General features: G+C 60.9%; 23 protein-coding genes. 11 read left to right on the top strand and 12 right to left on the bottom strand.

From position 1 onward, the window contains the following. Positions 1 to 3: 3 nt before the first annotated feature. The 7 genes from NL154_RS27160 to NL154_RS27130 all read left to right on the top strand — a co-directional run bounded on the left by NL154_RS27160 (position 4) and on the right by NL154_RS27130 (position 7,073). Entirely contained in the window at positions 4 to 1,026 is a 1,023-nt protein-coding gene (locus NL154_RS27160) for a glycoside hydrolase family 3 N-terminal domain-containing protein (RefSeq protein WP_434734409.1), read from the top strand. Positions 1,027 to 1,069: 43 nt separating this feature from the next. Beyond that, the gene (locus NL154_RS27155; protein ID WP_434734408.1) at positions 1,070 to 2,716 is read left to right on the top strand and encodes an ABC transporter substrate-binding protein; all 1,647 of its coding nucleotides are present in this window, start codon (positions 1,070 to 1,072) and stop codon (positions 2,714 to 2,716) included. 55 nt (positions 2,717 to 2,771) lie between these two features. Next, positions 2,772 to 3,749 (top strand): ABC transporter permease, encoded by a 978-nt coding sequence (locus NL154_RS27150; protein ID WP_434734407.1) that lies wholly within the window; start codon positions 2,772 to 2,774, stop codon positions 3,747 to 3,749. A gap of 1 nt (position 3,750) precedes the next feature. Further along, positions 3,751 to 4,629 carry an ABC transporter permease gene (locus NL154_RS27145; RefSeq protein WP_210632351.1) on the top strand — a complete coding sequence of 293 codons (879 nt, stop codon included), beginning with the start codon at positions 3,751 to 3,753 and terminating at the stop codon, positions 4,627 to 4,629. Beyond that, complete coding sequence (locus NL154_RS27140) at positions 4,626 to 5,429, top strand: ABC transporter ATP-binding protein (RefSeq protein WP_434734406.1); 804 nt, start codon at positions 4,626 to 4,628, stop codon at positions 5,427 to 5,429. The genes NL154_RS27145 and NL154_RS27140 overlap by 4 nt, the downstream gene beginning before the upstream one ends. Then, complete coding sequence (locus tag NL154_RS27135) at positions 5,426 to 6,325, top strand: ABC transporter ATP-binding protein (RefSeq protein WP_434734405.1); 900 nt, start codon at positions 5,426 to 5,428, stop codon at positions 6,323 to 6,325. Before NL154_RS27140 ends, NL154_RS27135 begins: the two co-directional genes overlap by 4 nt. Positions 6,326 to 6,395: 70 nt before the next feature. Continuing rightward, a complete protein-coding gene (locus NL154_RS27130; RefSeq protein ID WP_210632348.1) occupies positions 6,396 to 7,073 on the top strand; it encodes a spermidine synthase in 678 nt (225 codons plus the stop codon). 7 nt (positions 7,074 to 7,080) lie between these two features. Here the strand turns inward: NL154_RS27130 and NL154_RS27125 are convergent, their stop codons facing one another. The 3 genes from NL154_RS27125 to NL154_RS27115 form a co-directional block, all read right to left on the bottom strand. Next, on the bottom strand, positions 7,081 to 7,875 hold the full coding sequence (locus NL154_RS27125) for an HpcH/HpaI aldolase family protein (protein WP_434734404.1): 795 nt from the start codon (positions 7,873 to 7,875) through the stop codon (positions 7,081 to 7,083). A gap of 62 nt (positions 7,876 to 7,937) precedes the next feature. Next, the gene (locus NL154_RS27120) at positions 7,938 to 8,135 is read right to left on the bottom strand and encodes a hypothetical protein (protein WP_434734403.1); all 198 of its coding nucleotides are present in this window, start codon (positions 8,133 to 8,135) and stop codon (positions 7,938 to 7,940) included. An 88-nt stretch (positions 8,136 to 8,223) separates the two neighbouring features. Then, positions 8,224 to 9,132, bottom strand: a complete 909-nt coding sequence (locus NL154_RS27115; RefSeq protein ID WP_434734402.1) for a choline sulfate utilization transcriptional regulator — start codon at positions 9,130 to 9,132, stop codon at positions 8,224 to 8,226. Positions 9,133 to 9,227: 95 nt separating this feature from the next. Between NL154_RS27115 and betC the strand changes: the two genes are divergently transcribed. Beyond that, on the top strand, positions 9,228 to 10,742 hold the full coding sequence (gene betC / locus NL154_RS27110; protein WP_434734401.1) for a choline-sulfatase: 1,515 nt from the start codon (positions 9,228 to 9,230) through the stop codon (positions 10,740 to 10,742). 5 nt (positions 10,743 to 10,747) lie between these two features. Here betC and NL154_RS27105 read toward each other — a convergent pair whose 3' ends face one another. Next, entirely contained in the window at positions 10,748 to 11,608 is an 861-nt protein-coding gene (locus NL154_RS27105; RefSeq protein ID WP_434734400.1) for a sugar phosphate isomerase/epimerase family protein, read from the bottom strand. A 66-nt stretch (positions 11,609 to 11,674) separates the two neighbouring features. Next, positions 11,675 to 13,045 carry an amidase gene (locus NL154_RS27100; protein ID WP_221145072.1) on the bottom strand — a complete coding sequence of 457 codons (1,371 nt, stop codon included), beginning with the start codon at positions 13,043 to 13,045 and terminating at the stop codon, positions 11,675 to 11,677. Between the two features lie 270 nt (positions 13,046 to 13,315). Here NL154_RS27100 and NL154_RS27095 point away from each other — a divergent pair, with 270 nt between their 5' ends. From NL154_RS27095 to NL154_RS27085, 3 genes are all read left to right on the top strand, one after another. Beyond that, complete coding sequence (locus NL154_RS27095; protein WP_434734533.1) at positions 13,316 to 13,591, top strand: hypothetical protein; 276 nt, start codon at positions 13,316 to 13,318, stop codon at positions 13,589 to 13,591. Between the two features lie 111 nt (positions 13,592 to 13,702). Then, positions 13,703 to 14,140 (top strand): DUF1810 domain-containing protein, encoded by a 438-nt coding sequence (locus NL154_RS27090; protein ID WP_210632341.1) that lies wholly within the window; start codon positions 13,703 to 13,705, stop codon positions 14,138 to 14,140. A 307-nt stretch (positions 14,141 to 14,447) separates the two neighbouring features. Next, entirely contained in the window at positions 14,448 to 14,969 is a 522-nt protein-coding gene (locus tag NL154_RS27085) for a tetratricopeptide repeat protein (RefSeq protein ID WP_434734399.1), read from the top strand. A 118-nt stretch (positions 14,970 to 15,087) separates the two neighbouring features. Here NL154_RS27085 and NL154_RS27080 read toward each other — a convergent pair whose 3' ends face one another. The 7 genes from NL154_RS27080 to NL154_RS27050 form a co-directional block, all read right to left on the bottom strand. Continuing rightward, positions 15,088 to 15,663 (bottom strand): hypothetical protein, encoded by a 576-nt coding sequence (locus NL154_RS27080; RefSeq protein ID WP_210632340.1) that lies wholly within the window; start codon positions 15,661 to 15,663, stop codon positions 15,088 to 15,090. Positions 15,664 to 15,737: 74 nt separating this feature from the next. Further along, positions 15,738 to 17,042 (bottom strand): AAA family ATPase, encoded by a 1,305-nt coding sequence (locus NL154_RS27075; RefSeq protein WP_221145066.1) that lies wholly within the window; start codon positions 17,040 to 17,042, stop codon positions 15,738 to 15,740. A gap of 15 nt (positions 17,043 to 17,057) precedes the next feature. Then, positions 17,058 to 18,002 (bottom strand): type II secretion system F family protein, encoded by a 945-nt coding sequence (locus tag NL154_RS27070; protein WP_210632338.1) that lies wholly within the window; start codon positions 18,000 to 18,002, stop codon positions 17,058 to 17,060. Positions 18,003 to 18,009: 7 nt separating this feature from the next. Continuing rightward, positions 18,010 to 18,966, bottom strand: a complete 957-nt coding sequence (locus NL154_RS27065; RefSeq protein ID WP_434734398.1) for a type II secretion system F family protein — start codon at positions 18,964 to 18,966, stop codon at positions 18,010 to 18,012. Continuing rightward, positions 18,963 to 20,411: a CpaF family protein gene (locus NL154_RS27060; RefSeq protein WP_210632336.1), complete on the bottom strand. Its 1,449-nt coding sequence runs from the start codon at positions 20,409 to 20,411 to the stop codon at positions 18,963 to 18,965. The genes NL154_RS27065 and NL154_RS27060 overlap by 4 nt, the downstream gene beginning before the upstream one ends. A gap of 16 nt (positions 20,412 to 20,427) precedes the next feature. Beyond that, positions 20,428 to 20,991: a L,D-transpeptidase gene (locus NL154_RS27055; protein WP_210632335.1), complete on the bottom strand. Its 564-nt coding sequence runs from the start codon at positions 20,989 to 20,991 to the stop codon at positions 20,428 to 20,430. Further along, positions 20,988 to 22,130, bottom strand: a complete 1,143-nt coding sequence (locus NL154_RS27050; RefSeq protein WP_221145064.1) for a pilus assembly protein — start codon at positions 22,128 to 22,130, stop codon at positions 20,988 to 20,990. The genes NL154_RS27055 and NL154_RS27050 overlap by 4 nt, the downstream gene beginning before the upstream one ends. Between the last annotated feature and the right edge of the window lie 15 nt (positions 22,131 to 22,145).

Below are 22,145 nucleotides of genomic sequence, written 5' to 3'. Positions count from 1 at the left end.
GAATTGTCCTCGACCCCGCTTGCCCTTTTTGTCGGGCTTCCGAATCCCATCATTTCGGATGATGAATTCGCGCTCTTTCGCGACACCAACCCGCTCGGCCTTTTCGTCGGGCGGCGCAATCAGCGCGAGCCGGAGCAGACGAGGCGGCTGATCGAGCGCTTTCGCGAAGCCGTCGGCCGCGACGATGCGCCTGTCTTCACCGACCAGGAAGGCGGCCGCGTCCAGCATCTCGACGCCGGCCCCTGGCCACTCTTCCGCAGCTTCGGTCAGTTCGCCGAACTGGCGCGCCGCGATTTCGATCTCGGAAAAAAAGCACTGCGCCTTTCCTCCCAGGCCATGGGTGCGATGATGACGGAACTCGGCCTTTCCAGCGGCTGCTCGCCCGTTCTCGACCTCGTCTTCGAGACGACGAGTGCGGTCATCGGCGCCCGCTCCTTCGGCCCCGATCCCGATTTCATCGCCGCCCTGGGTCGCGAGGTGGTCGACGGCCTGCTTGAGACCGGCAATATGCCCGTCATGAAGCACATTCCCGGCCATGGCCGGGCCACGCTCGACTCCCACAAAGAACGTCCGGTGGTCGATGCCAGCCGCGAAACGCTCATCGCCACCGATTTCAAACCCTTCGTCGCGCTGAAGGATACGCCCTGGGCCATGGTCGCCCATGTCGTCTATTCGGCCTACGACGCCGAGCTGCCAGCTTCGATCTCGCCTGTTATGCACGACCTGATCCGCAAGGAGATGGGCTATGAGGGCGTGCTGATATCCGATTGCATCTTCATGCAGTCGCTCTCCGGCACCCTGCCGGAACGCGTCGCCCAAGTGCTCGACGCGGGCTTCGATATCGCCCTCCACAGCCACGGTGACGTCAGGGAAAGCGAAGCCGCAGCCAAGGCCGCCCGCCCGCTGACCGACGCCGCTCTCAAGCGCATCGCCGCCGGCAAGGCCCGCCTCGGCAATCTCAAGATCGATTATCGCGCCGCTCACCGGCAAGTCGAAGACATGTTTGCCAGCGTGCCGGCCGCCTGACCGGCACATCATTTTTCACGTATAAGAAGAAGGGGAATGGAACATGAAAAAATATCTTCTTGGGGCCGCAGCACTCACGCTGATTTCGGGATCCGCCATGGCGCAGACGGTCCTGACGGCGAATATCGAGCCGGCGACCACCTGGGTTCGCAACTTCAACCCGTTCAACCAGACCTCGGCGCGCCAGTCGACGCTCGACTTCATCTACGAGCCGCTCGTTATTTTCAATCGCTTCGACAGCAACAAGCCGGTCTACCGCCTGGCCGAAAGCTTCAAGCTCTCCGACGACCTGAAGAGCATAGAGTTCAAGCTGCGCCCCGACCTGAAATGGTCGGATGGCGAGCCGCTGACCGCAGCCGACGTCAAGTTCACCTATGACTATCTGAAGAAATTCCCGGCGCTCGATTTCGTCAGCATCTGGACGTTCGTCACCGAGGTTCAGGCCGTCGACGGCCAGACGGTGCGCTTCACGCTCGCCAATCCGAGCTCGCTCGCCGCCGAGCAGATCTCGCAGCTGCCGATCGTTCCCGAACATGTCTGGAAGGATGTCGCAGATCCCGTCACCTTCGCCAACGAAAACCCGGTCGGCAGCGGTCCGCTGACCGAGGTGCCGCGCTTCACCGGCCAGACCTACGACCAGTGCCGCAACCCGAATTACTGGGACAACGCGCACCTGAAGGTCGATTGCATTCGCTTCCCGCAGCTTGCCGATAATAACCAGATCCTGACGGCAACCGCCGACGGCACGCTCGACTGGGGCGTCTCCTTCATTCCCGATATCGATAATGTCTATGTCTCCAAAGACCCGGAGCATTTTCACTACTGGTATTCACCGAGCAGCATGGTCGCCTTCCTGTTCAATTTGGAAACGGCGAACGAGAACAACAAGAAGGCCTTCAACGATGTGAAATTCCGCCGCGCCGTCGGCATGGCACTCGACCGCAAAACGATGATCGACGTCGCCGGCTACGGCTACCCGACGCTGAACGAAGACCCCGGCCTGATGGGTGAACTCTACAAGAGCTGGGCAGACCCTTCCATCAAGGCCGACTTCGGCAAATACGCGACCTATGACGCCGACGCGGCCAAGGCGCTGCTCGACGAGGCCGGCTACAAGGACAAGGATGGCGACGGCTTCCGCGACAATTCCGACGGCAGCAAGATCGCCTTCTCGATCATCGTCCCGAACTCCTGGACGGACTGGGTCGACACCGTCAACATCGCCGTCGAAGGCATGCAGGCGGTCGGCATCGATGCCAAGATCGAAACGCCTGAAGAAGCCGTCTGGACCGGCAACCTCATCAACGGCACCTTCGATGCGGCGATCAACAGCCTGCCGGCTTCGGCTTCGCCCTACTATCCCTACAAGCGCGCCTTCAGCGCTTCGGACAAAGGCAAGACCCGCTTCACCGCGCAGCGCTGGTTCAACCCGGATGTGGAGAAGCTCGTCACCGAGTTCACCCAGACCGCCGACCTCGCCAAACAGAAGGAAGCGATGAACAAGGCGCAGCGCATCGTCGCCGAAAACATGCCTGTCATTCCGGTCTTCAACAATCCGAACTGGTACCAGTACAACACCAAGCGTTTCACCGGCTGGTCGACCAAGGAAAATCCCTTCGTCAATCCGTCGATCTCGCGCACCAATCCGGCGCGCCTCTTGAACCTGCTCGCCTTGGAGCCGGTCAAGTAAGGCATTGATCTCGGGAGCGGCGCGTCAACGCCGCTCCGCTCACGACGGAGTCCCCATGGCTTTCCTGCTTCGCCGCCTCGTCTTCTACATGGCAGCCTTCATCGCGGCAGCGACGATCAATTTCTTCCTGCCCCGTCTGATGCCGGGCGATCCCGTGCAGATCATGTTTTCGAGCGCCGGCGCCGAATTGCCGCCGGAAAGCCTGCAGGCGCTGAAGCTGACCTTCGGCTTCGTCGACGGTCCGCTCTGGCAGCAATATCTCACCTATCTCGGCAGCATCTTCACCGGCGATCTCGGCCGCTCGATCAAGTATTTCCCGTTGCCGGTCACCTCGGTTCTCGGCCATGCCCTCGTCTGGACCGTCGGCCTGATGGGAACGGCGACGATCGTCAGCTTCGCGCTCGGCACCTTCCTCGGCATCCTCGCCGCCTGGCGGCGCGGCAGCAGGTTCGACGTCATCGTCTCCGTCGGCGCGATCTTCGCGACCTCGGTACCAGCCGTCGTCACCTCGCTGATCGTGCTCTTCATCTTCGGCTTCACGCTCGGCTGGTTCCCGAACGGCTATGCCGCCGACCCCTCGCTCGATCCGGCTTTCAGCCTGCAATATATCGGCAGCGTCGCCTATCACGGCATCCTGCCAATGGCGACCCTCTGCACCGTGCTGATCGGCGGCTTCACAGTCACCATGCGTAACAACATGATCAACCTGCTCGGCGAGGATTATATCGTCATGGCCCGCGCCAAGGGCCTTTCCGATCGGCATGTAATGCTCTGGTATGCGGCGCGCAACGCCCTGCTGCCGACCGTCTCCAGCCTTGCCATCGCGATCGGCACCATCCTCGGCGGCTCGCTGGTGACGGAGGTCGTCTACAACTATCCCGGCCTCGGCAACATTCTCTACCAGGCAATCCTCGCCCGCGATTATCCCGTCATCCAGGGCCAGCTCCTGATCATGACAGCAACCATGCTGATCGCCAATTTCATCGTCGACGTCAGCTATATCTCGCTCGACCCGCGGCTGAAGGGAGCGTGAGATGAAGAGCCTGCTGCGAAACCGCAAGGCGCTGATCGGCCTCGTCATCATCGCTCTCATCATCGCCGTCGCGATCGCGGCACCGCTGCTGACGCACTACGATCCGGCCGCCCGCACCGGCAGGCCGCACCAGCCGCCATCGCTCGACCATCTGCTCGGCACGACTCGCATCGGCCAGGACGTCTTCGCCCGCCTGCTCTACGGCGCCCGCACCTCGCTTGCCGTTGGCTTCGGCGCCGGGCTGCTGATCACGCTCGTTGGCACAGCGCTCGGCATCATCTCCGGTTATCGCGGCGGCAAGACGGACGAAATCATCAGCTTCTTCACCAACATGGTGCTCGTCGTTCCCAATCTGCCGCTGCTACTGGTGCTCGCAGCCTTCATCGGCCAAGCAAGCCCGCTCGTCATCGCCCTCATCCTCGGCGCCACTTCCTGGGCCTGGGGCGCACGCGTCACCCGCGCCGAAACGCTCTCGGTCAAACACAAGGATTTCGTCAAATCGGCCGAGATGATGGGCGAGCCGCAGTGGCGCATCATGACATTCGAGATCTTCCCCAACGTCATATCCATCGTCGGCATCAATTTCATCGGCAGCGTCATCTTCGCTATTATCACCGAAGCGACATTGGAATTCCTGGGGCTCGGCGATCCCAAAGCGATCTCCTGGGGCACGATGCTCTATAATGCGCAGAAGGCCTCCGCACTTTCGGTCGGCGCCTGGTGGGATATCCTCACCCCCTGCTTCGCGCTCGCCTTCCTCGGCATCGGCATGTCGCTCCTCAACTTCGCCGTCGACGAGATCGCCAATCCGCGTCTGCGCACTGGCAATCACCTGAAGCGCTGGTCGCTGCTCGTCCACTCCGGGGAGGGCCGCCTGTGACGCAGCCGCTGCTCTCGGTGAGGAACCTCACCATCGATTATATCGGCGAGGAGAAGGATTTCCGCGCCGTCGACGACGTCAGCTTCGACGTCACGCCGGGCCAAGTTTTCGGCCTCGCCGGCGAATCCGGCTGCGGCAAGAGCACCATCGCCTTCGCCATCAGCCGCCTGCACAGGCCGCCGGCGCTGATCCGCAAGGAGAGCCGCATCCTGCTCGACGGCTGCGACGTGCTCGGCCTCGACCGGCAGGCGCTTGCCGCCTTCCGCTGGCGCGAAGTCGCCATGGTCTTCCAGAGCGCCATGAATTCGCTGAACCCGGTGCTGCGCGTCGAGACGCAATTCTATGACGTGCTGCGCACGCATAAGAACATGAGCCGCGCGCAGGCCCGCGAGCGCACCGCCGAGATGCTGAAACTGGTCGACATCGCGCCGGACCGCATGCGTGACTACCCGCACCAGTTTTCCGGCGGCATGCGCCAGCGCATCGTCATCGCCATCTGCATGGCGCTCGATCCGAAACTGGTCGTCATGGACGAGCCGACGACGGCGCTCGACGTCGTCGTCCAGCGCGAGATCCTGCAGCGCATCAACGAGCTGCGCCGCAGCTTCGGCTTCTCGGTGCTTTTCATCACCCATGATCTCGGGTTGATGGTGCAGTTCTGCGACCGCATCGGCATCATGCTCGGCGGCAGGCTCGTCGAGCAGAACGATGCCGGCGCGATCTACAAGACACCGCAGCACGCCTATACGAAAAAGCTCTGGGCGTCCTTCCCCTCGCTTCATGGAGGCGTGCTGCTATGAGCGAAACCATCCTCGTCCTGGACCAAGTGAGCAAAACCTTCGGCCACGGCGCATCCGCCGTCCATGCCGCCCGCTCGATCTCCTTTTCGCTGCATGCTGGCCGGGCACTGGCGCTCGTCGGCGAATCCGGCAGCGGCAAGACCACTTGCGCCCGCATGGCGATGCGCGAATATCAGCCGACAGCAGGACAGATCCTCTATAAGGGCCGCCCGGTCGAAGGCGCCGGGGCGGACGAGATCGCGCGCTACCGCAGATCCGTGCAGATGATTTTCCAGGACCCGTTCGCCTCGCTGAACCCGGCGCATACGATCGCCCACCATCTACAGCGGCCGCTGAAGCTGCACAGGCCGGATATCCGCCGCAGCGAGATCGATGCGACGGTGCGGGAACTCTTGCAGCGCGTCAGGCTCGACCCGGATCTTGTCGCGCCGAAATATCCGCATGAACTCTCCGGCGGTCAACGCCAGCGCGTCAACATTGCACGCGCCCTCGCCGTCAAGCCGGAGGTGATCGTGGCGGACGAGCCGACTTCGATGCTCGACGTCTCGGTGCGCCTGGGCGTGTTGAACCTTCTGAACGAGATGAAGCAGGAGATGAATCTCGGTCTGCTCTACATCACCCATGACATCGCCACTGCCCGTTACGTCGCCGAGGACATCGCGGTGATGTATGCCGGCCAGATCGTCGAATGGGGCAGCACCGCTCGGGTGATCGACAATCCGCTGCATCCCTATACAAGGCTGCTGCTTTCGGCAGTGCCCGATCCCGATGTCCGCTTCGACGATCCGAAGGCGCGCTTGATGCCCGAGGAGGTGGAACATATCCGCCGTCGTTCGGCCGCACCGCAGGACGAGACCGTCGAAGCGGAGCAGAACCATTTCATGCGGATGATCTGAGGCCGGCTTGCTGGCCTCGCTCTTCGCCCTGTGCTAGGGGACGGTTCCTTTCATGTGAGGCGAAACCGTCATGCTGCCCTGGATTCAGCTCGATTCCGCGACCATTCCCGGCGAAGACGGCGAACTCAGGCTGAAGCAGCGCGGCAGCGAATTCTCGATCATGCTCGGTGCCAACGAGTTGATGAACAGCCGCCTCAGCGGCTCGGAGGAAGCGCTGGCAACGCTGTCCTGGGAACGGATCACGGCGCATCCGAAGCCCCGAATCTTGATCGGCGGGCTCGGCATGGGCTTTACCCTGCGTGCCGCCCTCGCCGTCCTTCCCGAAGATGCCAGCGTCACCGTCGCCGAACTCGTGCCCGCCGTCGTCGCCTGGGCGCGCGGGCCGATGGCCGAGGTCTTCAAGGGCTGTCTCGACGATCCCCGCGTCGGCATCCATCAAGGCGACGTCGGCGAGGCGATCCGTGCCGGCAAGGCAGGCTATGACGCGATTCTGCTCGATGTCGACAACGGCCCGGACGGGCTGACCCGCAAATCCAATGACCGGCTCTACGATTTTAACGGCCTTCGCGCCACCCGCGACGCACTTCGCCCCGGCGGCGTGCTCGCCGTCTGGTCGTCCGGCCCCGATCCGGATTTCACACGGCGTCTCAAGGACAGCGGCTTTTCTGTCGACGTCGTCAACACCCGCGCCAACCGCAAGCGCGGCGCCCGCCACGTCATCTGGCTGGCGGTCAAACCGGTCCGCTGAGACGAGCTCAGCCGCCGGAAGCGATCCTGCGCGCTGCGTTGATCGCACGGCGGGCGCCGGCGCGCAGTTGCACGGTCTCCGCACCGGCAATGACCAGGTCGAAGCCGAACTTCAGCAGTTCGCCAGCCCGCTCGCCATCGCCGGCATAGGCGCAGGCGAATTTGCCGTGGGCGCGGCAGCGAGCAACGGCATGCTGCATGGCGCTGTCGATTTCGGCGGCGTTCGGCGCCACCTGGTCGCCGTTCGACAGCGCAATCGAAAGATCGGCAGGACCGACGAAAATGCCGTCGATGCCGGTGACGCCGAGAATGCCGTCGATCGCGTCGAGAGCGGCGCGGGTTTCGATCATGGCGATGGCGACAGTGAGTTCGTTGGCGCTCTTGAGATACACTTCAGCCGACAGACCGGTATGGTTCAGCGCCAATGACGGCCCCCAGCTGCGCTCGCCGAGTGGCGGATATTTCGTGGTCCTGACCAGGGCTCGCGCGTCCTCGGCCGAATTGATCATCGGCGCGATGATACCGGAGGCGCCGGCATCGAGCAGCCGCGAAGCGGAGGCAAAATCGCCGACGGGAATGCGCGCGATGGCCGGCTTGCCGGCAAGACGCGTCTGAGCGACGGCGTTTGCCGCCGACTGCATGTCCCACATGCCATGCTGCATATCCAGCACGACGGCATCGAAAGCTTCGTGCGCCAGGTGGTTGACGAGCATGGCGTCGGGGATGCCGACCCAGGCGGAGATCATGCCGCCCTGGTGCTTCCTGATCCGGTCCGCAAAGCCATCGATTTCAGCTGCGCTCATGCCATTCTCCTCATTTCGACAGGCCGTCTCCGGCCGGATTGCCGCCAAGCGGCGGCAGCAGTTTATCCTCTGCGCCACCGCGAGATGATGACCATCACGACGATGCCCGCCGCCGCCAGAATTGCTCCCCAGAGCATCCAGATCTTTTGGGCGATCATGAAACTGGAGGCCGGATAAGGAAAATAGCCGCTTCCCTGCCCAATCCAGATCAGGCCGAGCAGGACCATAAGCAGTCCGATGACATATCCGATCGTTCGCATGCTTCAGCCACCTTCTTCATGAATTCGATCCCACAATGTCGATCGGCATCGCCGATGACAAGGCTTCTCCCGTGGAGAAATGCAACCGCTACTCAGCATTTCTCTCTACCTCATCCGACAGCCAGGTGCAGAGCTTCTCGCTGAGGACATTTGGAGATCGCGGCGGCACCAGCCAATAACCGCGGTCGGCCGCCTCCAACTGCGGGCCGGCTTGCAGCAGCATGTGCGCCGAAAGAAGCGTATCGACGAGGCCGATCCAGCCGAGCGCCACGCCCTGCTCGCTTAGTGCGGCCTGGATAACGAGCGAATAGGTATTGAAACTGATGTCGCCGCGGCCGGCATTGATGTCACGCTGGACGGAAAGTTCGGCAAAATAACCGCGCCAGTCGAACCAGGGCGATGGCAGCGGCGCGTCGAGATGGATCAGCCTCGCCTTGGCAACCTGCCTCGGATCGTCGAAAGGACCATTGCGATCGAGAAACCCGCGTGTGCAGACAGGCACGACCCTTTCCGGCAGCAGAAGCGTACCGACGGCGCCGAATTCCGCCCGCGTACCGAAAACCACCGCAACATCCGCCTCGTCGCGAAATCCGGCCGCAAGCCGCTGCGTCGCGACGATCTGCATATCCGTTTCCGGGTGCAGAAGGCGAAAGCCATCCATGCGCGGGATCAGCCAAAGTGCCGAGAAAGCATAATCGGTTCTCAGCCTGACCACCGGTCTTTGCGCCTCGACCCGGAAACTGCGGGCGAGCGCGTCGATGTCGCCGACCGCCTTGGCAGCCACCTCGAGAAGCCGCTCGCCTTCCGCGGTGAGTTCGACGCCACGATGCTGGCGGCGCAGCAGGCTGACGCCGAACTGCTCTTCCAGCCGGCGGATCTGATAGCTCACGGCCGGCTGGCTCAAACCGAGAAGCGCTGCCGCCGCGGAAAAGCTCCCGAGCCGCGCCACCTCGACGAAGAGGCGCATCCATCCGAGCTCAGGCGTCCGTTCTGACATAAAAATCCTTTTGGGCAGATATCGAAAAAAGCCGCCTTTACAGGCGCGATATTAGACGCTTCAATAAAATCTTCAAATAGCAAAAGGCAATTCAAATGGCGCGCCCGAATATCCTCATCCTGATGGTGGATCAGCTGAATGGAACCTTCTTTCCCGATGGCCCCGCCGATTTTCTTCACGCGCCGCATCTGAAATCGCTGGCAGAGCGCTCGATACGCTTCGCCAATACCTATACGGCAAGCCCGCTCTGCGCGCCGGCGCGCGCCTCCTTCATGTCCGGGCAATTGCCGAGCCGGACGCGCGTCTATGACAACGCGGCCGAATTTGCTTCCGACATCCCGACCTATGCCCACCATCTGCGCGCGGCCGGATACCAGACGGCGCTATCAGGCAAGATGCATTTCGTCGGCCCCGACCAGTTGCATGGCTTCGAAGAGCGCCTGACGACGGATATCTATCCGGCCGATTTCGGCTGGACGCCCGACTACACCAAGCCCGGCGAACGCATCGACTGGTGGTACCATAATCTCGGCTCGGTCACCGGCGCCGGCGTGGCCGAAATCACCAACCAGATGGAGTATGACGACGAGGTCGCCTATCACGCCACCCGCAAGCTCTTCGATCTCTCGCGCGGCCAGGATGAACGCCCCTGGTGCCTGACCGTCAGCTTTACCCATCCGCACGATCCCTATGTCGCACGCCGCAAATTCTGGGATCTCTATGAGGATTGCCCGGCCCTCGACCCGGCGGTCGCGCCGATCGCATATGGACAGCAGGACCCACATTCGCAGCGCCTGATGAGAGCCTGCGACCACGATGCTTTCGACATCAGTCAGGAGCAGATCAGGCGGGCAAGACGCGGCTATTTCGCCAACATTTCCTATGTCGACGAGAAGATCGGCGAGATTCTCGACGTGCTGGAACGCAGCCGCATGGCCGACAACACGATCATCCTCTTCGTGTCAGACCATGGCGACATGCTCGGCGATCGCGGTCTCTGGTTCAAGATGAACTTCTTCGAAGGTTCGGCTCGCGTTCCGCTGATGATTGCGGCACCGGGCTGGAAGCCGAAGCGCATCGACCAGCCCGTCTCCACCCTCGACGTGACGCCGACACTCGCCGGCCTCGTCGGGATCGATATCGCCTCACTGAGACCGTGGACCGAGGGTTGGGATCTCGCAGCGCTTGCCCAGGGCGGCGGCAGCCGAGGCCCCGTGCCGATGGAATATGCCGCGGAAGGTTCCGAAGCGCCGCTCGTCTGCCTTAGGGACGGGCGATACAAGCTCTCGCTCTGCGAAAAGGACCCGCCGATGCTGTTCGACCTTGAGGCCGACCCCCACGAGCTCGAGAACCTGGCGGAAAATCCGGCGCATGCCGACGCCTTGGCAAGCCTTGTCGAACAGGCCGGCCGGCGCTGGAACCTTTCCGATTTCGACGCAGCCGTGCGCGAAAGCCAGGCGCGCCGCTGGGTGGTCTACGCCGCGCTGCGCAATGGTGCCTATTATCCCTGGGATTATCAGCCGTTGCAGAAAGCCTCGGAGCGCTACATGCGCAACCACATGGACCTGAACGTGCTGGAGGAGAGCCAGAGGTTCCCGCGCCAGGAGTAAGCTTATTAAGCCGACCTGCGCGCCGGCGCCTCATGCAGGAAATCCTCGATGAACGCCTTTTGCAGCAGAATGCCGTCCCATTCGTTGGGGAAGAACGGCGAGTCGTAAATCACAGTGAAAGGACCGGCGTAACCGGCCGTCTCGCACATCTCCAGGCACTTGCGGTAATCCTCGGCATCGAGACCCGCAGCGTTATAGTCCGCCTTGGCGTGGCAGATTTCCGCCCGGCGCATGATATCGGCGAGGCCCTGATATTTGGCCGGCGCCGTCCAGTTGCCCAGATCGCCGTTGAGCCCGACCGTGCCGTCCAGCCGGTCAAGCAGCCAGTTCATCTCGACCGGTGACGGCAGCAGGTCGAACCAGTTCTCGACGACGACACGCACGCCGCTGCCTTCCGCCTGCTCTGCCAGCCAATCAAGATTGCGGGCGGCGCGGGCAAGGTTTTCCGGCGTCGGCTTCTGCTTGCCGGCGATGACGCGCATCCTTTGCGCCCCGAGCGCAGCCGCGATATCGATCCACTCTGCCATCCATCTGACATCGCGTTCGGCCGTTTCGGGATGGCTTGGATCGCCGTCCTCGACCAGTAGCGTCTGGAACAGCACGTTCGACGACGCCACCGCGTCGCTGAGTTCAGTTAGATAGGCGGCATCAAGGCTCGGCAGATGGAAGGAACAGACCTCCAGCCGGTGGATATCGCGCGCCGCGAGCGCCGCCGGCATGTCGATCAGCGCCGCGCCGCCGGGGCCGTAGGGCTCTTTCGGCGCCGCACTCTTATCAGGATCGGGGCTATAGGCATAAACAGCGCCAAGCAGCCGATGCAGCGACCAGGTCGAAACCGCGAAGCGTCCGTTCTGCAAAACTTGCACGTGCCTTCCTCCAGAATCTCCTCACCCATCAATGGCAATAAACACCGGGCGGTTCAATTGCCAATTTCAGACGAAATCGCCCCGGACCACCGCCTCGGCCACAAGTGCCGCCCCCAGCAGCGCCTCGTCGCGATTTGCGGTCGCCGAAAGCAGCAGACCGACCGGCATGACTGCTACGCCCGTGCCGCAGGGGATGGAAACGCCGCACCAGTCGAGGAAATTGCCGAGCGCGGTATTGCGCAGCGTCTTGTTATTCGTGGCGAAGAACAGTTCGTCATCCTTTTCCAGCGGCGCGATCGGCGGTGCGACATGGGCGACCGTGGGAAAAGCGATCAGGCGATTGCCAATGAGGCGGTTCGTATCGGCGATCAGGCGGCTGCGCGCCTGCAGCATCGCGATGTAATCGGACGCCGTTGTCCTGCTTCCCAAGCGGGTACGCATGACGACGCGATGGTCCATACGGTCTGCATCCGGCCCCGCCAAACGTTCCTGGTGAAGGGCGAAAGCCTCCGCCGTCACCAGTGGACCATATCTCGTCATCAGATCGAAGATTTCGCTGAAGGCGGGAATGACGGTGCGGGAAACAGAGGCACCGGCGCTTTGAAGACGTTCCAAAGCCATCTCGAAAGCAGCGACAACGCCCGGTTCCGCCGCATCGAAAACGATATTTTCGGGCACGACCAATTCCAGCCCCCGCAACGGACGCTCGACGACATCCGGCGCGGTCAGGCCGCGCATCGCCGCATCGATCCACACGCCATCCCTGACGCTGCGGCAGAGCGGCCCCAGCGAATCGAGGCTCTTTGCCAGCGGATAGACGCCGTCCATCGCATGACGGCCTGATGTTGCCTTATAGCCGACGATCCCGTTGAAGGCGGCGGGAATGCGCACCGACCCGCCGGTATCCGTGCCCATCGCGACCGGCACCAGCCCGGCTGCGACGGCAACACCGGCGCCGGAGGAGGAGCCGCCGGGGATGCGCGGGAGATCGGTGCCGCGCGGATTGACCGGCGTGCCGTAATGCGGATTGATGCCAAGGCCGGAAAAGGCGAACTCGCTCATATTGGTGCGGCCGATGGCAATCATGCCCGCCTGCCTGAGGAGACCGACGACCGCCGCATCGCGAGTGGCGGGCGGATCGGCGGCCAGGACGACGGACCCTGCCGTCGTTGGCAGGCCCTCAATGTCGAAAAGATCCTTCCAGGCGATCGGAACGCCGTCCAGCAAACCGAGCGAGCGGCCTTCCCGCAAACGTTTGGAGGAGGCGCGCGCCTCCTCCATCGCCCGGCCTTCGAGCAATGTGGTGAAGACCGCCTTGTCGGCAAAACCCGAGATGGATTCGAATACCGTCTCGGCCACATCGACCGGATCGGCGACACCGCCCTGGATGAGAACGGAAAGCTGGGCGACAGACATCGCACCGAAGGATTTGCTCATGGGACGGTCCTGATGAGAGATGCCGCCTAGGACTAAACCGGATCATTCGAGCGGGCCAGAGCCTCACGATCTTTTGCATTTATTGGTACGAATTTTTGAACACTGAGTTTGAATATCGCCCCTTCAATTGCCACGATTGAAGACACACATGCATGCACGCATGGCGAGCCGGTTCGGCACGAGGGTGAGAGTTTACTCTTCGACCGGCTCGCATGTGTTCCAGGAGTAATAAAAATGACAGATTGTGAAAATTTAAGCCGTCGCCAGGACATGGTGACCCTCCACGTGAAAGAGGACGAAACTGCCGGTCCAGGCGAGCGCGACTATGTGGAACATGTCAGCGCCCAGAAACTTTCCGGTTTCGAGCGCATCGTCGTGGTCGCAGCGCTGGTTGTCTTGAGCTTTGTCGGTTTTGCCGCATATTCTTCCAGCGAGACGGATCCGGTGACGACATCGGCCATTGCCGGCACCCCTGACGATACGCCGCACCATCAGCCTTACGGCCATTGCCGTGACAGTAGCCCTTATGCTGAAAGGGTCTGCTGATAGCAAAGTCGACTACCCCCGGGCGACATTGTTCGCCGGGGAGGCGTTCCTTCGCCGGGCATGGAGACCTCTGGCTCAAGGCTGCGTTGACAGCAAAAAGGGGAAAGAACCATGGCCGGCAAGATCGATTACAATCTCGAACGTTTCGTCGATGCCCAAAACGGCATCTACGAGCAGGCGCTTTCCGAGCTGAGGGCCGGACGGAAAACCTCCCATTGGATGTGGTTCATCTTCCCGCAGATAACTGGTCTCGGCACCTCGGCAATGGCGGAAAAATACGCCATACGCTCGGCCGGGGAAGCCGCTGCCTATCTCGCCGATCCCACGCTCTCAAGCCGGCTGCTGCGCTGCGTCGAGGCGATTTTATCGATCGACGGCCGATCGGCTCATGACATCCTCGGCTCGCCTGATGATATCAAGCTGCGCTCTTCGATGACCTTGTTTGCTGCGATCAGCGATCACGACTCACCCTTCCACCGGGTGATCGATCGTTTTTATCAAGGAAAATTCGACGAGCGGACGATCGAGATCCTCAGCGCCAGGGACTAAGGCCAGTGCTGGCCCCAGTCGCATCAGCGAAAAAATGGCGATCCGCATGCGGCGTTCCATCCTTTGACCTGGCAAGCAGGGGTAGGCGACGTTGATTGATTTTCTACTCTGAGAATCACTGGGCACATGATACCTACCCTGGATAGCTGGGGTTTATCACCCATGGCGCAATCCCGGCGAAGGCCGCCTCCGTCGCTTTTTTGTGAGTAATTGCTTAAATTCTTGAGTTGTTAGCTTTTTTTCATGATGATGCCGGTGAACGCATCCGAGTCTTGGGTAAGAATGTCTGGTGGGGATCAAATTTCCAATGTTGCAGATCAGAGCTGGGACGAAATGCATTGCCTTTTTGATAGCGACCGGAGCGATTTTGGCTGGTTGCCAGTCATCCGGCGTTGATGGTCTGGCTGCTTACGGCGACAGTGCCAAAACCCTCCAGGACGACTCGGCGGTCGCCTTCTACAAGAACGACGAGCTGATAACCAACGGCAAACTGCAGTTTCAGGAAAAAAACTACGGAAAATCCTACGCCATCTACAAGCGCGCCGTCGACGTTTTTCCGGAAGACCCGGCCGCCTGGCTAGGCCTGGCAGCCTCCGCCGACATGGTTGCCCGCTTTGACACGTCCGACCGCGCCTACCAGCAACTCTCGCGGATGATCGGCAACACCCCGATCTACTACAACAATATCGGATATTCTCACCTGTTACGTGGCGACCTGCGGACTGCCAGACGCTATTTCCTGAAAGCCTATGAGCTCGATCCCGGAAACGAAGTCACTGCCCGTAATCTCGAACTGATGAAGAACAGTGTGAAGTATGCTCAGAGGTAATCGATCCTTCAGCGATCGGCAATCTGCGTCGAGATGAGAACGCCCTAGATATGAGCAGCGGCACGGCGCCCCTGGCGGCGTCCACCGATTGCTTTGGGGATTTCGGCGAAGTCGGTATTTACCGTGCCTTCCGAAGGATGAGCTTGCCTTCCGGCGAGAGCGTGCGTTCGTAACGCGGCAGGTTATTGATTGGAATGCCGCCGGCTTCGATGGACGCAAGAGTGCTATCCGGCGTTAGAGTTTCCGCCGACAGGGCGCGGACCGAAGGTGCGAAAAATTGTGCTGGTTCCTTGCCGGGCGCGCTGAGGACCAAGGCTGAACCCATGCGTGCACCGCTTATGTCGTTGCGCATCCCTTCGTTCATCGACAAAATGGACTTTTGCAAGCTATCAATCTCCTGGCGGATCAGTGCGACTTCGTCGGCCTTGGCAGTATCCGCGATGTTGCCCGACTGCTTTTCCATTTGTCCTCTCAGGCCATCAATGGACCTTTTGAGCGCGGCGATGGTTTCGCGGCTCTCGCGAACATCGGCTGAGTTCTTGGCCGTATAAATGAGAACGCCGGCATTCACCGGCAGGAGCATGAGGATCAAACCGACGAGCAGCGGGTTTCTTGAGCCTCTCGGCTCTGGTGTTCGCATGTGGCTTGGTTTTGCGCGGTCGGCTTCGATGTCGATATTCGGGATGCCGGTCATTTTGTGTTACTCCCCCGTAAGTCATAAAGTTGGACACATTGTCCGGGAACAGGCGATCAGCACCAGGCCCGCAATCATTCCGACGTAAATACACCTTCCCACGCCCGTTCGAGCATATCGAGCGACGCGATTCCAGTTATGCCATTGAATTCGCAGTAAGAACCGACGAAATCGATAAGATATTTCGGATGATAACACGACGCTAGCACATCGCCATTGTACTTGCGATCGTAGAACAGGTTCAGGTCTGGATCGCAGACAACCACTCCGGCGCCGCTGGCATAGGATTTGAAAATTCTGATATATTCGTCTCGCGACGGCGTGTTGACATAGATCTTGTATTTGAGGCGCCGCAAGCCCGCCTCGTCGGAGAGGTCCTTCGGTGCGATATTGGTCGAAAACACGACCAACTCGTCAAAGGGAACCTTGAATTTCTTGCCGGTGTGCAGCGTCAGGAAGTCATATCCGCGCTCGAGCGGCACAATCCAGCGATTGATGAGCGCCTGCGGCGCCACTTGCTGACGCCCGAAGTCGTCGATGATGAAGACGCCGCCGGAGGCCTTCAAGTGTATGGGCGCTTCATAGACATTTGGCCCGGCGTTGAAGGTGAGATCGAGCTGATCGAGGGTCAATTCCCCGCCCGTCTTGATCACCGGGCGGCGGCATTCGATCCATCGGCGATCCGCTTTCGGATGAGAATCCGTATCAGCCTCGGATACAGGGTGGTGCACGGCTTCGTCATAGAAACTGATGACATGGCCGCCGACCTCGATGGCATAGGGCACCCAGATCGTTTGGCGAAACAGCTGCGACGTCCGCTCGGCGATGCTGGTCTTTCCGTTGCCGGGCGGTCCGTAAAGCAGAATAGAGCGGCCGGAGTTAATGGCCGGGCCGAGCTTTTCGACCAGGGTGTGCGAGAGCACCAGCCCCTCAAGGCTGTCGGTCAGCCGCTCGGGGGTCACGCGCTCGTCATGGATGGACTGCAAACCGAGTTGCCGGCAGAACGCGTCGAGCGATACCGGCGCCGGTCCGACATATTGGCATTGACGCGACGCCGTGTGGGCATATTCGAACCCCTTCATTGACAGCGCATATCGGACATCGGATTTGACATCCTCACCCGCCAAGCCACGGGCCTCGAGATAGGCGAGTTTTACCAGTTCCTTGATCAGGATGTTGACGATCACTTTCGGCAATTTCATGCGCTCAGCGAGATGAGATGCCGTGGTCGTATCCTGTTCGGCCGCACATTTTGCGGCCAGCCGGAGCAGGAACGACTGATCCAATCCCGCTTGTTCTAGGCTTGCCGGTGCCATTGGCATCCGCGGGTCGAGGGAAATGATCGCATCATTACGATTTTGTTCGAGCGAATACTGCATACGACCTCGCTTGGCTCAACCGCCGGGTTTCATGCTGACGAGAAGCATGACGACACGGATAACAATGGGGACGAGAACGATGATGAGGCTCACCGGAAAAAGGAAGGCGCCGAGCGGCAGCAGCATCTTGACCGGCAGGGCGTTGGCCTTTTCCTCCGCGCGGACAATACGCAGGTCGCGCATTTCCTTGCTGTAGACCCGCAGCGTCTGCGTAACGCTGGTCCCGAGTTCCTCCGATTGGCGGAACAGAACGGAAAGGGCCCGGGCCTCATCGATCCTCAGGCGGGTGGCAAGGTTGGCGAGCGCCTCGCGCAATCGCCGGCCGCCACGCACTTCCAGCATCATGATCGAGAGATGAAGGCCGAAGTCCTGCTTCTTGTCGACGAATTCACGAGCAACCCGGTTTGCCGCCGCCTCGATGCTCATGCCCGCATCGAGGCAGACGATCAGCATATCCATGAAATCGGGAAAGAGTCGGCGGTACTCCCTCTCCTTGGCGGCGCCGCGCCGGTCGATATAGATGTTGACCAGGATGAAGGTTACGCCCGCAGCAAACATCGCAATGATCAGGGCCGCCATCTGCGACATATTGGGTGCGATCCGGTTTACGGCCCAGACCGCCGCAACGAGAACGCTGATACAGACCACCGCGCGAACCACCTGGAAGGTGGTCACGGCGCCGGCAGCGAAATACCCCGCACGAATCAGCCGGTTCTGGGTGGAGTTCACATTCGTGTCGCGTCGCGTAATCTCGAAATAGCGACGGATCAGGCGGTTTTCAGCCTCGCCGAGATCGGCGATCGTCGTATCGCCGAGGTGGAACTCCTCGCGGGCTGCCGCCGAGCTCTTCGACACCCGAACCGCGACCTCGCGCTGTCGAAAAAACAGTTCCGAGGCTGCTGCTGTAAAGATCAGGACTGCAAAGAAGACGATGAGGTAAATTCCATACTCACTCGACATGACCGCCTCAGTACTCGAAGTTGACCATCTTGTAGAGAATGACATTCCCGATCGCCATGACGGTGAGCAGCACGCTCACAATGGCGGTTCCGTAGCCGCTATCCCAGACGGGATCGAAGTAGGTCGGCGACAATGCCTTGATCATCGCGTAGAGCAGAAAGGGATAAACCGACATGAAGATCGCCGTGATACGCCCTTCCGAGGAAATCGCTCTGACCTTCGCCTTCAGCATCGTCCGGTCTCGCAGCGTCTTCGAAAGGTTTTGCAAGATCTCCACGAGATTTCCGCCGGTTCCCGCCTGTACGCTCAACGATATCGCGAGCAGATTCAGATCCTCGACGCCGACCCGGCCCGCCAAGTTGAGAAGGGCATCATCCAGTGTAACGCCGTAGGTGAGTTCATCCGAGAGGAGGCCGAACTCGGTGCCGATCGGATCAGGCATCTCGCGGGCCACCAGAGCGATCGCCGCCGGCAGCGGGTGGCCAGCCGCGAGGCTGCGATTGGCGACATCCAGCGCTTCAGGAAGTTTCAGTTCGAATTTCTTCATGCGGCTGGCCCGGGCGCGCCAGACGACGAGTGCCGGGACGAGGAGGCAGATCAGGAGAAAGACGGGTATTCTGAACAGAGTGCTCGGCACGAGGAACTGGACGACCAGCCATGTCACAAGTGCGCCGGCGATCGCGAAGAGAGCAAAACGCCTGATATCGAACTTGATTCCCGACTGGGCGTAGAACCGCAGCAGTCGCTGCATTATGGGGGTTTGCCGCCAACTGTCGCCGGCACCGCGCTCCTTGAGCATATCGCCATAGGTTTTACGATGATCATCGCTGACCTCGAGCAAGCGCAACCGATGGTTCACCGCGCGGTGGCGTTCGGATGTCTTGAAATAGCCGCGCATGATCGCTTCGACAGCGACTAGGGCCGCGGTGAAAACGGCGGCGTAAAGCAGCGTGAGGGTCGTCATTGAACAGGTCCCGTTTGCAGCGGTTTACCGGGATCGAAAATCGCCACAGGGATCTCGATCCCGAGTTCGGCAAATTCCTCGACGAACCGCGGCCGGATGCCGGTGGCGCGGAATTCTCCATGGATCCGCCCACCTTCATCGGTGTTGATTTTCTTGAATTTCATAATCTCCTGCATCTGCACGACTTCGCCCTCCATGCCGGTGATCTCGGAGATCGAGACAACTTTGCGGCTGCCGTCGCTCAGGCGCTGTACCTGCACGATGACGGTGATGGCGGACGAGATCTGCGAGCGAATACTCAACTGCGACATCGGCATCCCGGCCATGCCGACCATCTGCTCAAGCCGGCCGACGGCGTCGCGGGGCGTGTTGGCGTGAATCGTCGTCATCGACCCCTCGTGACCGGTATTCATCGCCTGCAGCATGTCGAATGCCTCGTCGCCGCGGACTTCGCCGACGATGATGCGGTCGGGGCGCATGCGCAGGGCGTTTTTCAGAAGTTCGCGTTGGCGGATCTCGTTGCGTCCGTCGAGCGTCGGCGGTCGGGTTTCCAAGCGCCCGACATGGGGCTGCTGCAGTTGCAGTTCGGCCGCATCCTCGATGGTGATCAGGCGCTCCTTTGGAGAAATCTGGGACGAGAGAGCGTTGAGCAAGGTGGTCTTGCCGGAACCGGTGCCGCCTGAAATCACCATCGACACCTTGCCCTTGACCGCAGCGCTGAGAAGGATGCGCATCGCATCGGCCATGGCGCCATATTGCACCAGGCGCTCCAATGTCAGCGGCTTGCGGGTGAATTTGCGAATGGAAACGAGCGGTCCATCGACCGAGATCGGCCTGATGGCAACGTTGACACGCGAGCCATCCTTGAGGCGGGCGTCGACCATCGGCGTCGACTCGTCGACGCGGCGACCGACGGCCGAGACGATCTTGTTGATCACCCGAAGCAGATGGTCCTCGTCCTTGAACCGCACGGCGGTGCTCTCGAGCTTGCCGCTCCGCTCGACATAGACGCTGTTGTAGCCGTTGATGAGAATATCCGCGATCGTGTCGTCGGCCAGCAGCGGCTCGATCGGCCCCAGCCCGAGCATCTCGTCGGTGATATCGCGAATCAGATCATTGATTTCCTTGGCATTCAGCGGAAAGTTGTTATTGCGGATGTAATCCTTGACCAGCGGTCGGATCTCGGTGGCGATCTCCTCGTTGTCGAGCGTGTCGAGAATCCCGAGGTTGATGCGATCGAGCAGGTAGCGGTGCAGATTGACCCGCTCGGAAACCAGGTCCGGCCCAAGCGAAGCTTCTTCGCCACTCACCGTGCTGCTGACAGAGACCGGTTGGGCAGGCATGTTCTGCGCTGCGACGAGTGACAGTTCGGCCGCCTCCGGATGTTCGCGGATTTCAGGCTCCTGCTGATGCTTGTAGAAACGCCCCATGATGCCGTTCGCCATGTTTCCCACCCCTGAACTATTTTACAATGACCGTGGAACCGACTTTCACCCTCTCATAGAGATCGATGACGTCGGCATTGCTCATGCGAAAACAGCCCGATGACGCGAAATCGCCGACCGTCGACTGCTCGTTCGTTCCATGAATGCGGTAGAGCGTGTCGGTCCCGCCCTTGAAGAGATAGATCCCGCGAGCGCCCAAGGGATTGAGCGGCCCGGCGGGCACCAGGTCCGGAAGCCCGGCTGCGCGCGCCTTCATCTCGGCAGGCGGGCGCCAGTCGGGCCACTCCGCCTTGCGTCCAACCTTGACAGTCCCGCTCCAGCGAAATCCATCTCGTCCGACGCCGATCTTGTAACGGATCGCCCGTCCATCGGAGATGACGAGATCCAGCGTTCGGTTCGCGCTGACGATGACGATCGTTCCAGCCGCGTAGCCTTTTTCGATCGTCACCACCGTGCTTGTCGTCGGCCCAAGGCTTCGCGGCACTAGCCCGGCTGCCGCCGCATCCCCGGCGACGGCCAGAACGGCCAGAAACACAAGGCCGACGCAGGACCTTATGCACCCACTGTCAATCGCCTTCATCGCACCAATGCTCCAAGTTTACCGACCGCGCCGCAGAAGCGCGCACGGGAATTCACCTGAACCGGCAGCACTCCGCGGTTGACCGCCTCGCTCAAAGTCTCCCAGTCATCCGCAATGACGTGCGTCGGGATGTCCTTGAATATCTTCTCCGTTTGTTGTCGGCGCAGGCCGAGGCCAAAAAACTTGGCGCGGTATTTGTTGATGACGATGAATATCTGATCCGCACTTCCTCGCAGCCGCACCAGGTTTGAAAACAAATCCTTCGCATGAGAAAGCGCGGGGACCGTCATTTCTGTGACGATATAGATGCTGTTGACCGAAGTGAGCACCTCGTATTTCCACGGCGTGTCATAATAGGGGATGTCGACGATCGTGTGGTCGCTCTCAAAGGCGGCCACGTCGAGCATACGCAGCACGAGTTCACCGCCCTTCGGCGCCAGAAGGACTGACGGCTGCTTGAAGGACAGCAGTGAAAAGCCGCCCGGATGCCGCTTTCGGACAAGATCGATGAATTCGAGATCGACCCGGGAAGGATTGGCGATGACCGGTTTCAAGTCGTAGTCGTTGACAAGATTGAGATAATAGCCGAGCGCCCCAGAACAAAAATCCGTGTCGAACAAGTCGATCCTCGGCGTGGAATTCTTGGTCGGCTGGGCCAGCACATGCGCGAGCGACGAAGCGATCATGCTGGCGCCCGCGCCACCGACGGCTGAGACCACGGCATGCACCCGGCTGTCGCTGGCGCCCGTGCCTGGCGCATGGGTCGAAATCATGTCGATCAGGGCGCGGCGCTCGAGCGGCTTCTTCAGCCAGTCATTGCCGTTCAGGCGGAAGAGCAGCCGCAGCATGTCGTCCGGCAAGTCTTCGGAGACGACGACGAGCGGAACGTCCCGATAGCGGGTGCGAAACGCGAAGAGCTCCGGTTGCTGCAGCAATTCCCCGTTGTCGACGTCGAGAACGATCAGTCCGAACTGCGTCGGATCGAGTCGGCCCTTTTCTCCGAGCGCCTTCAGCGAGAGATGGCGGACATCGTAACGCGAAAGCGACCCGAATGTATCGAGCATGAAGCTCGCTGCGGCCGCGTCGTCGGAGAGAACCAGGATCTTGGTGGATGCGGCAATGTTCATGTGCGCTGTCATTTTCGCTTTCCTACG

Origin of the sequence: Rhizobium sp. YTUHZ044, from assembly GCF_051123975.1 — a bacterium.
In the GTDB taxonomy this organism is placed as follows: Bacteria; Pseudomonadota; Alphaproteobacteria; order Rhizobiales; family Rhizobiaceae; genus Rhizobium.
The sequence above is the reverse complement of the archived record's forward strand: the minus strand, read 5'-3'. Positions and strand labels throughout refer to the sequence as shown.

Bases quoted from the DNA above. Each gene is read 5' to 3' on its own strand.
- NL154_RS27155 (WP_434734408.1), top strand. From the start codon at position 1,070: ATGAAAAAATATCTTCTTGGGGCCGCAGCACTCACGCTGATTTCGGGA.
- NL154_RS27150 (WP_434734407.1), top strand. From the start codon at position 2,772: ATGGCTTTCCTGCTTCGCCGCCTCGTCTTCTACATGGCAGCCTTCATC.
- NL154_RS27145 (WP_210632351.1), top strand. From the start codon at position 3,751: ATGAAGAGCCTGCTGCGAAACCGCAAGGCGCTGATCGGCCTCGTCATC.
- NL154_RS27135 (WP_434734405.1), top strand. From the start codon at position 5,426: ATGAGCGAAACCATCCTCGTCCTGGACCAAGTGAGCAAAACCTTCGGC.
- NL154_RS27130 (WP_210632348.1), top strand. From the start codon at position 6,396: ATGCTGCCCTGGATTCAGCTCGATTCCGCGACCATTCCCGGCGAAGAC.
- NL154_RS27125 (WP_434734404.1), bottom strand. From the start codon at position 7,875: ATGAGCGCAGCTGAAATCGATGGCTTTGCGGACCGGATCAGGAAGCAC.
- NL154_RS27120 (WP_434734403.1), bottom strand. From the start codon at position 8,135: ATGCGAACGATCGGATATGTCATCGGACTGCTTATGGTCCTGCTCGGC.
- NL154_RS27115 (WP_434734402.1), bottom strand. From the start codon at position 9,132: ATGTCAGAACGGACGCCTGAGCTCGGATGGATGCGCCTCTTCGTCGAG.
- betC (WP_434734401.1), top strand. From the start codon at position 9,228: ATGGCGCGCCCGAATATCCTCATCCTGATGGTGGATCAGCTGAATGGA.
- NL154_RS27100 (WP_221145072.1), bottom strand. From the start codon at position 13,045: ATGAGCAAATCCTTCGGTGCGATGTCTGTCGCCCAGCTTTCCGTTCTC.
- NL154_RS27095 (WP_434734533.1), top strand. From the start codon at position 13,316: ATGGTGACCCTCCACGTGAAAGAGGACGAAACTGCCGGTCCAGGCGAG.
- NL154_RS27090 (WP_210632341.1), top strand. From the start codon at position 13,703: ATGGCCGGCAAGATCGATTACAATCTCGAACGTTTCGTCGATGCCCAA.
- NL154_RS27085 (WP_434734399.1), top strand. From the start codon at position 14,448: ATGTTGCAGATCAGAGCTGGGACGAAATGCATTGCCTTTTTGATAGCG.
- NL154_RS27080 (WP_210632340.1), bottom strand. From the start codon at position 15,663: ATGACCGGCATCCCGAATATCGACATCGAAGCCGACCGCGCAAAACCA.
- NL154_RS27075 (WP_221145066.1), bottom strand. From the start codon at position 17,042: ATGCAGTATTCGCTCGAACAAAATCGTAATGATGCGATCATTTCCCTC.
- NL154_RS27070 (WP_210632338.1), bottom strand. From the start codon at position 18,002: ATGTCGAGTGAGTATGGAATTTACCTCATCGTCTTCTTTGCAGTCCTG.
- NL154_RS27065 (WP_434734398.1), bottom strand. From the start codon at position 18,966: ATGACGACCCTCACGCTGCTTTACGCCGCCGTTTTCACCGCGGCCCTA.
- NL154_RS27060 (WP_210632336.1), bottom strand. From the start codon at position 20,411: ATGGCGAACGGCATCATGGGGCGTTTCTACAAGCATCAGCAGGAGCCT.
- NL154_RS27055 (WP_210632335.1), bottom strand. From the start codon at position 20,991: ATGAAGGCGATTGACAGTGGGTGCATAAGGTCCTGCGTCGGCCTTGTG.
- NL154_RS27050 (WP_221145064.1), bottom strand. From the start codon at position 22,130: ATGACAGCGCACATGAACATTGCCGCATCCACCAAGATCCTGGTTCTC.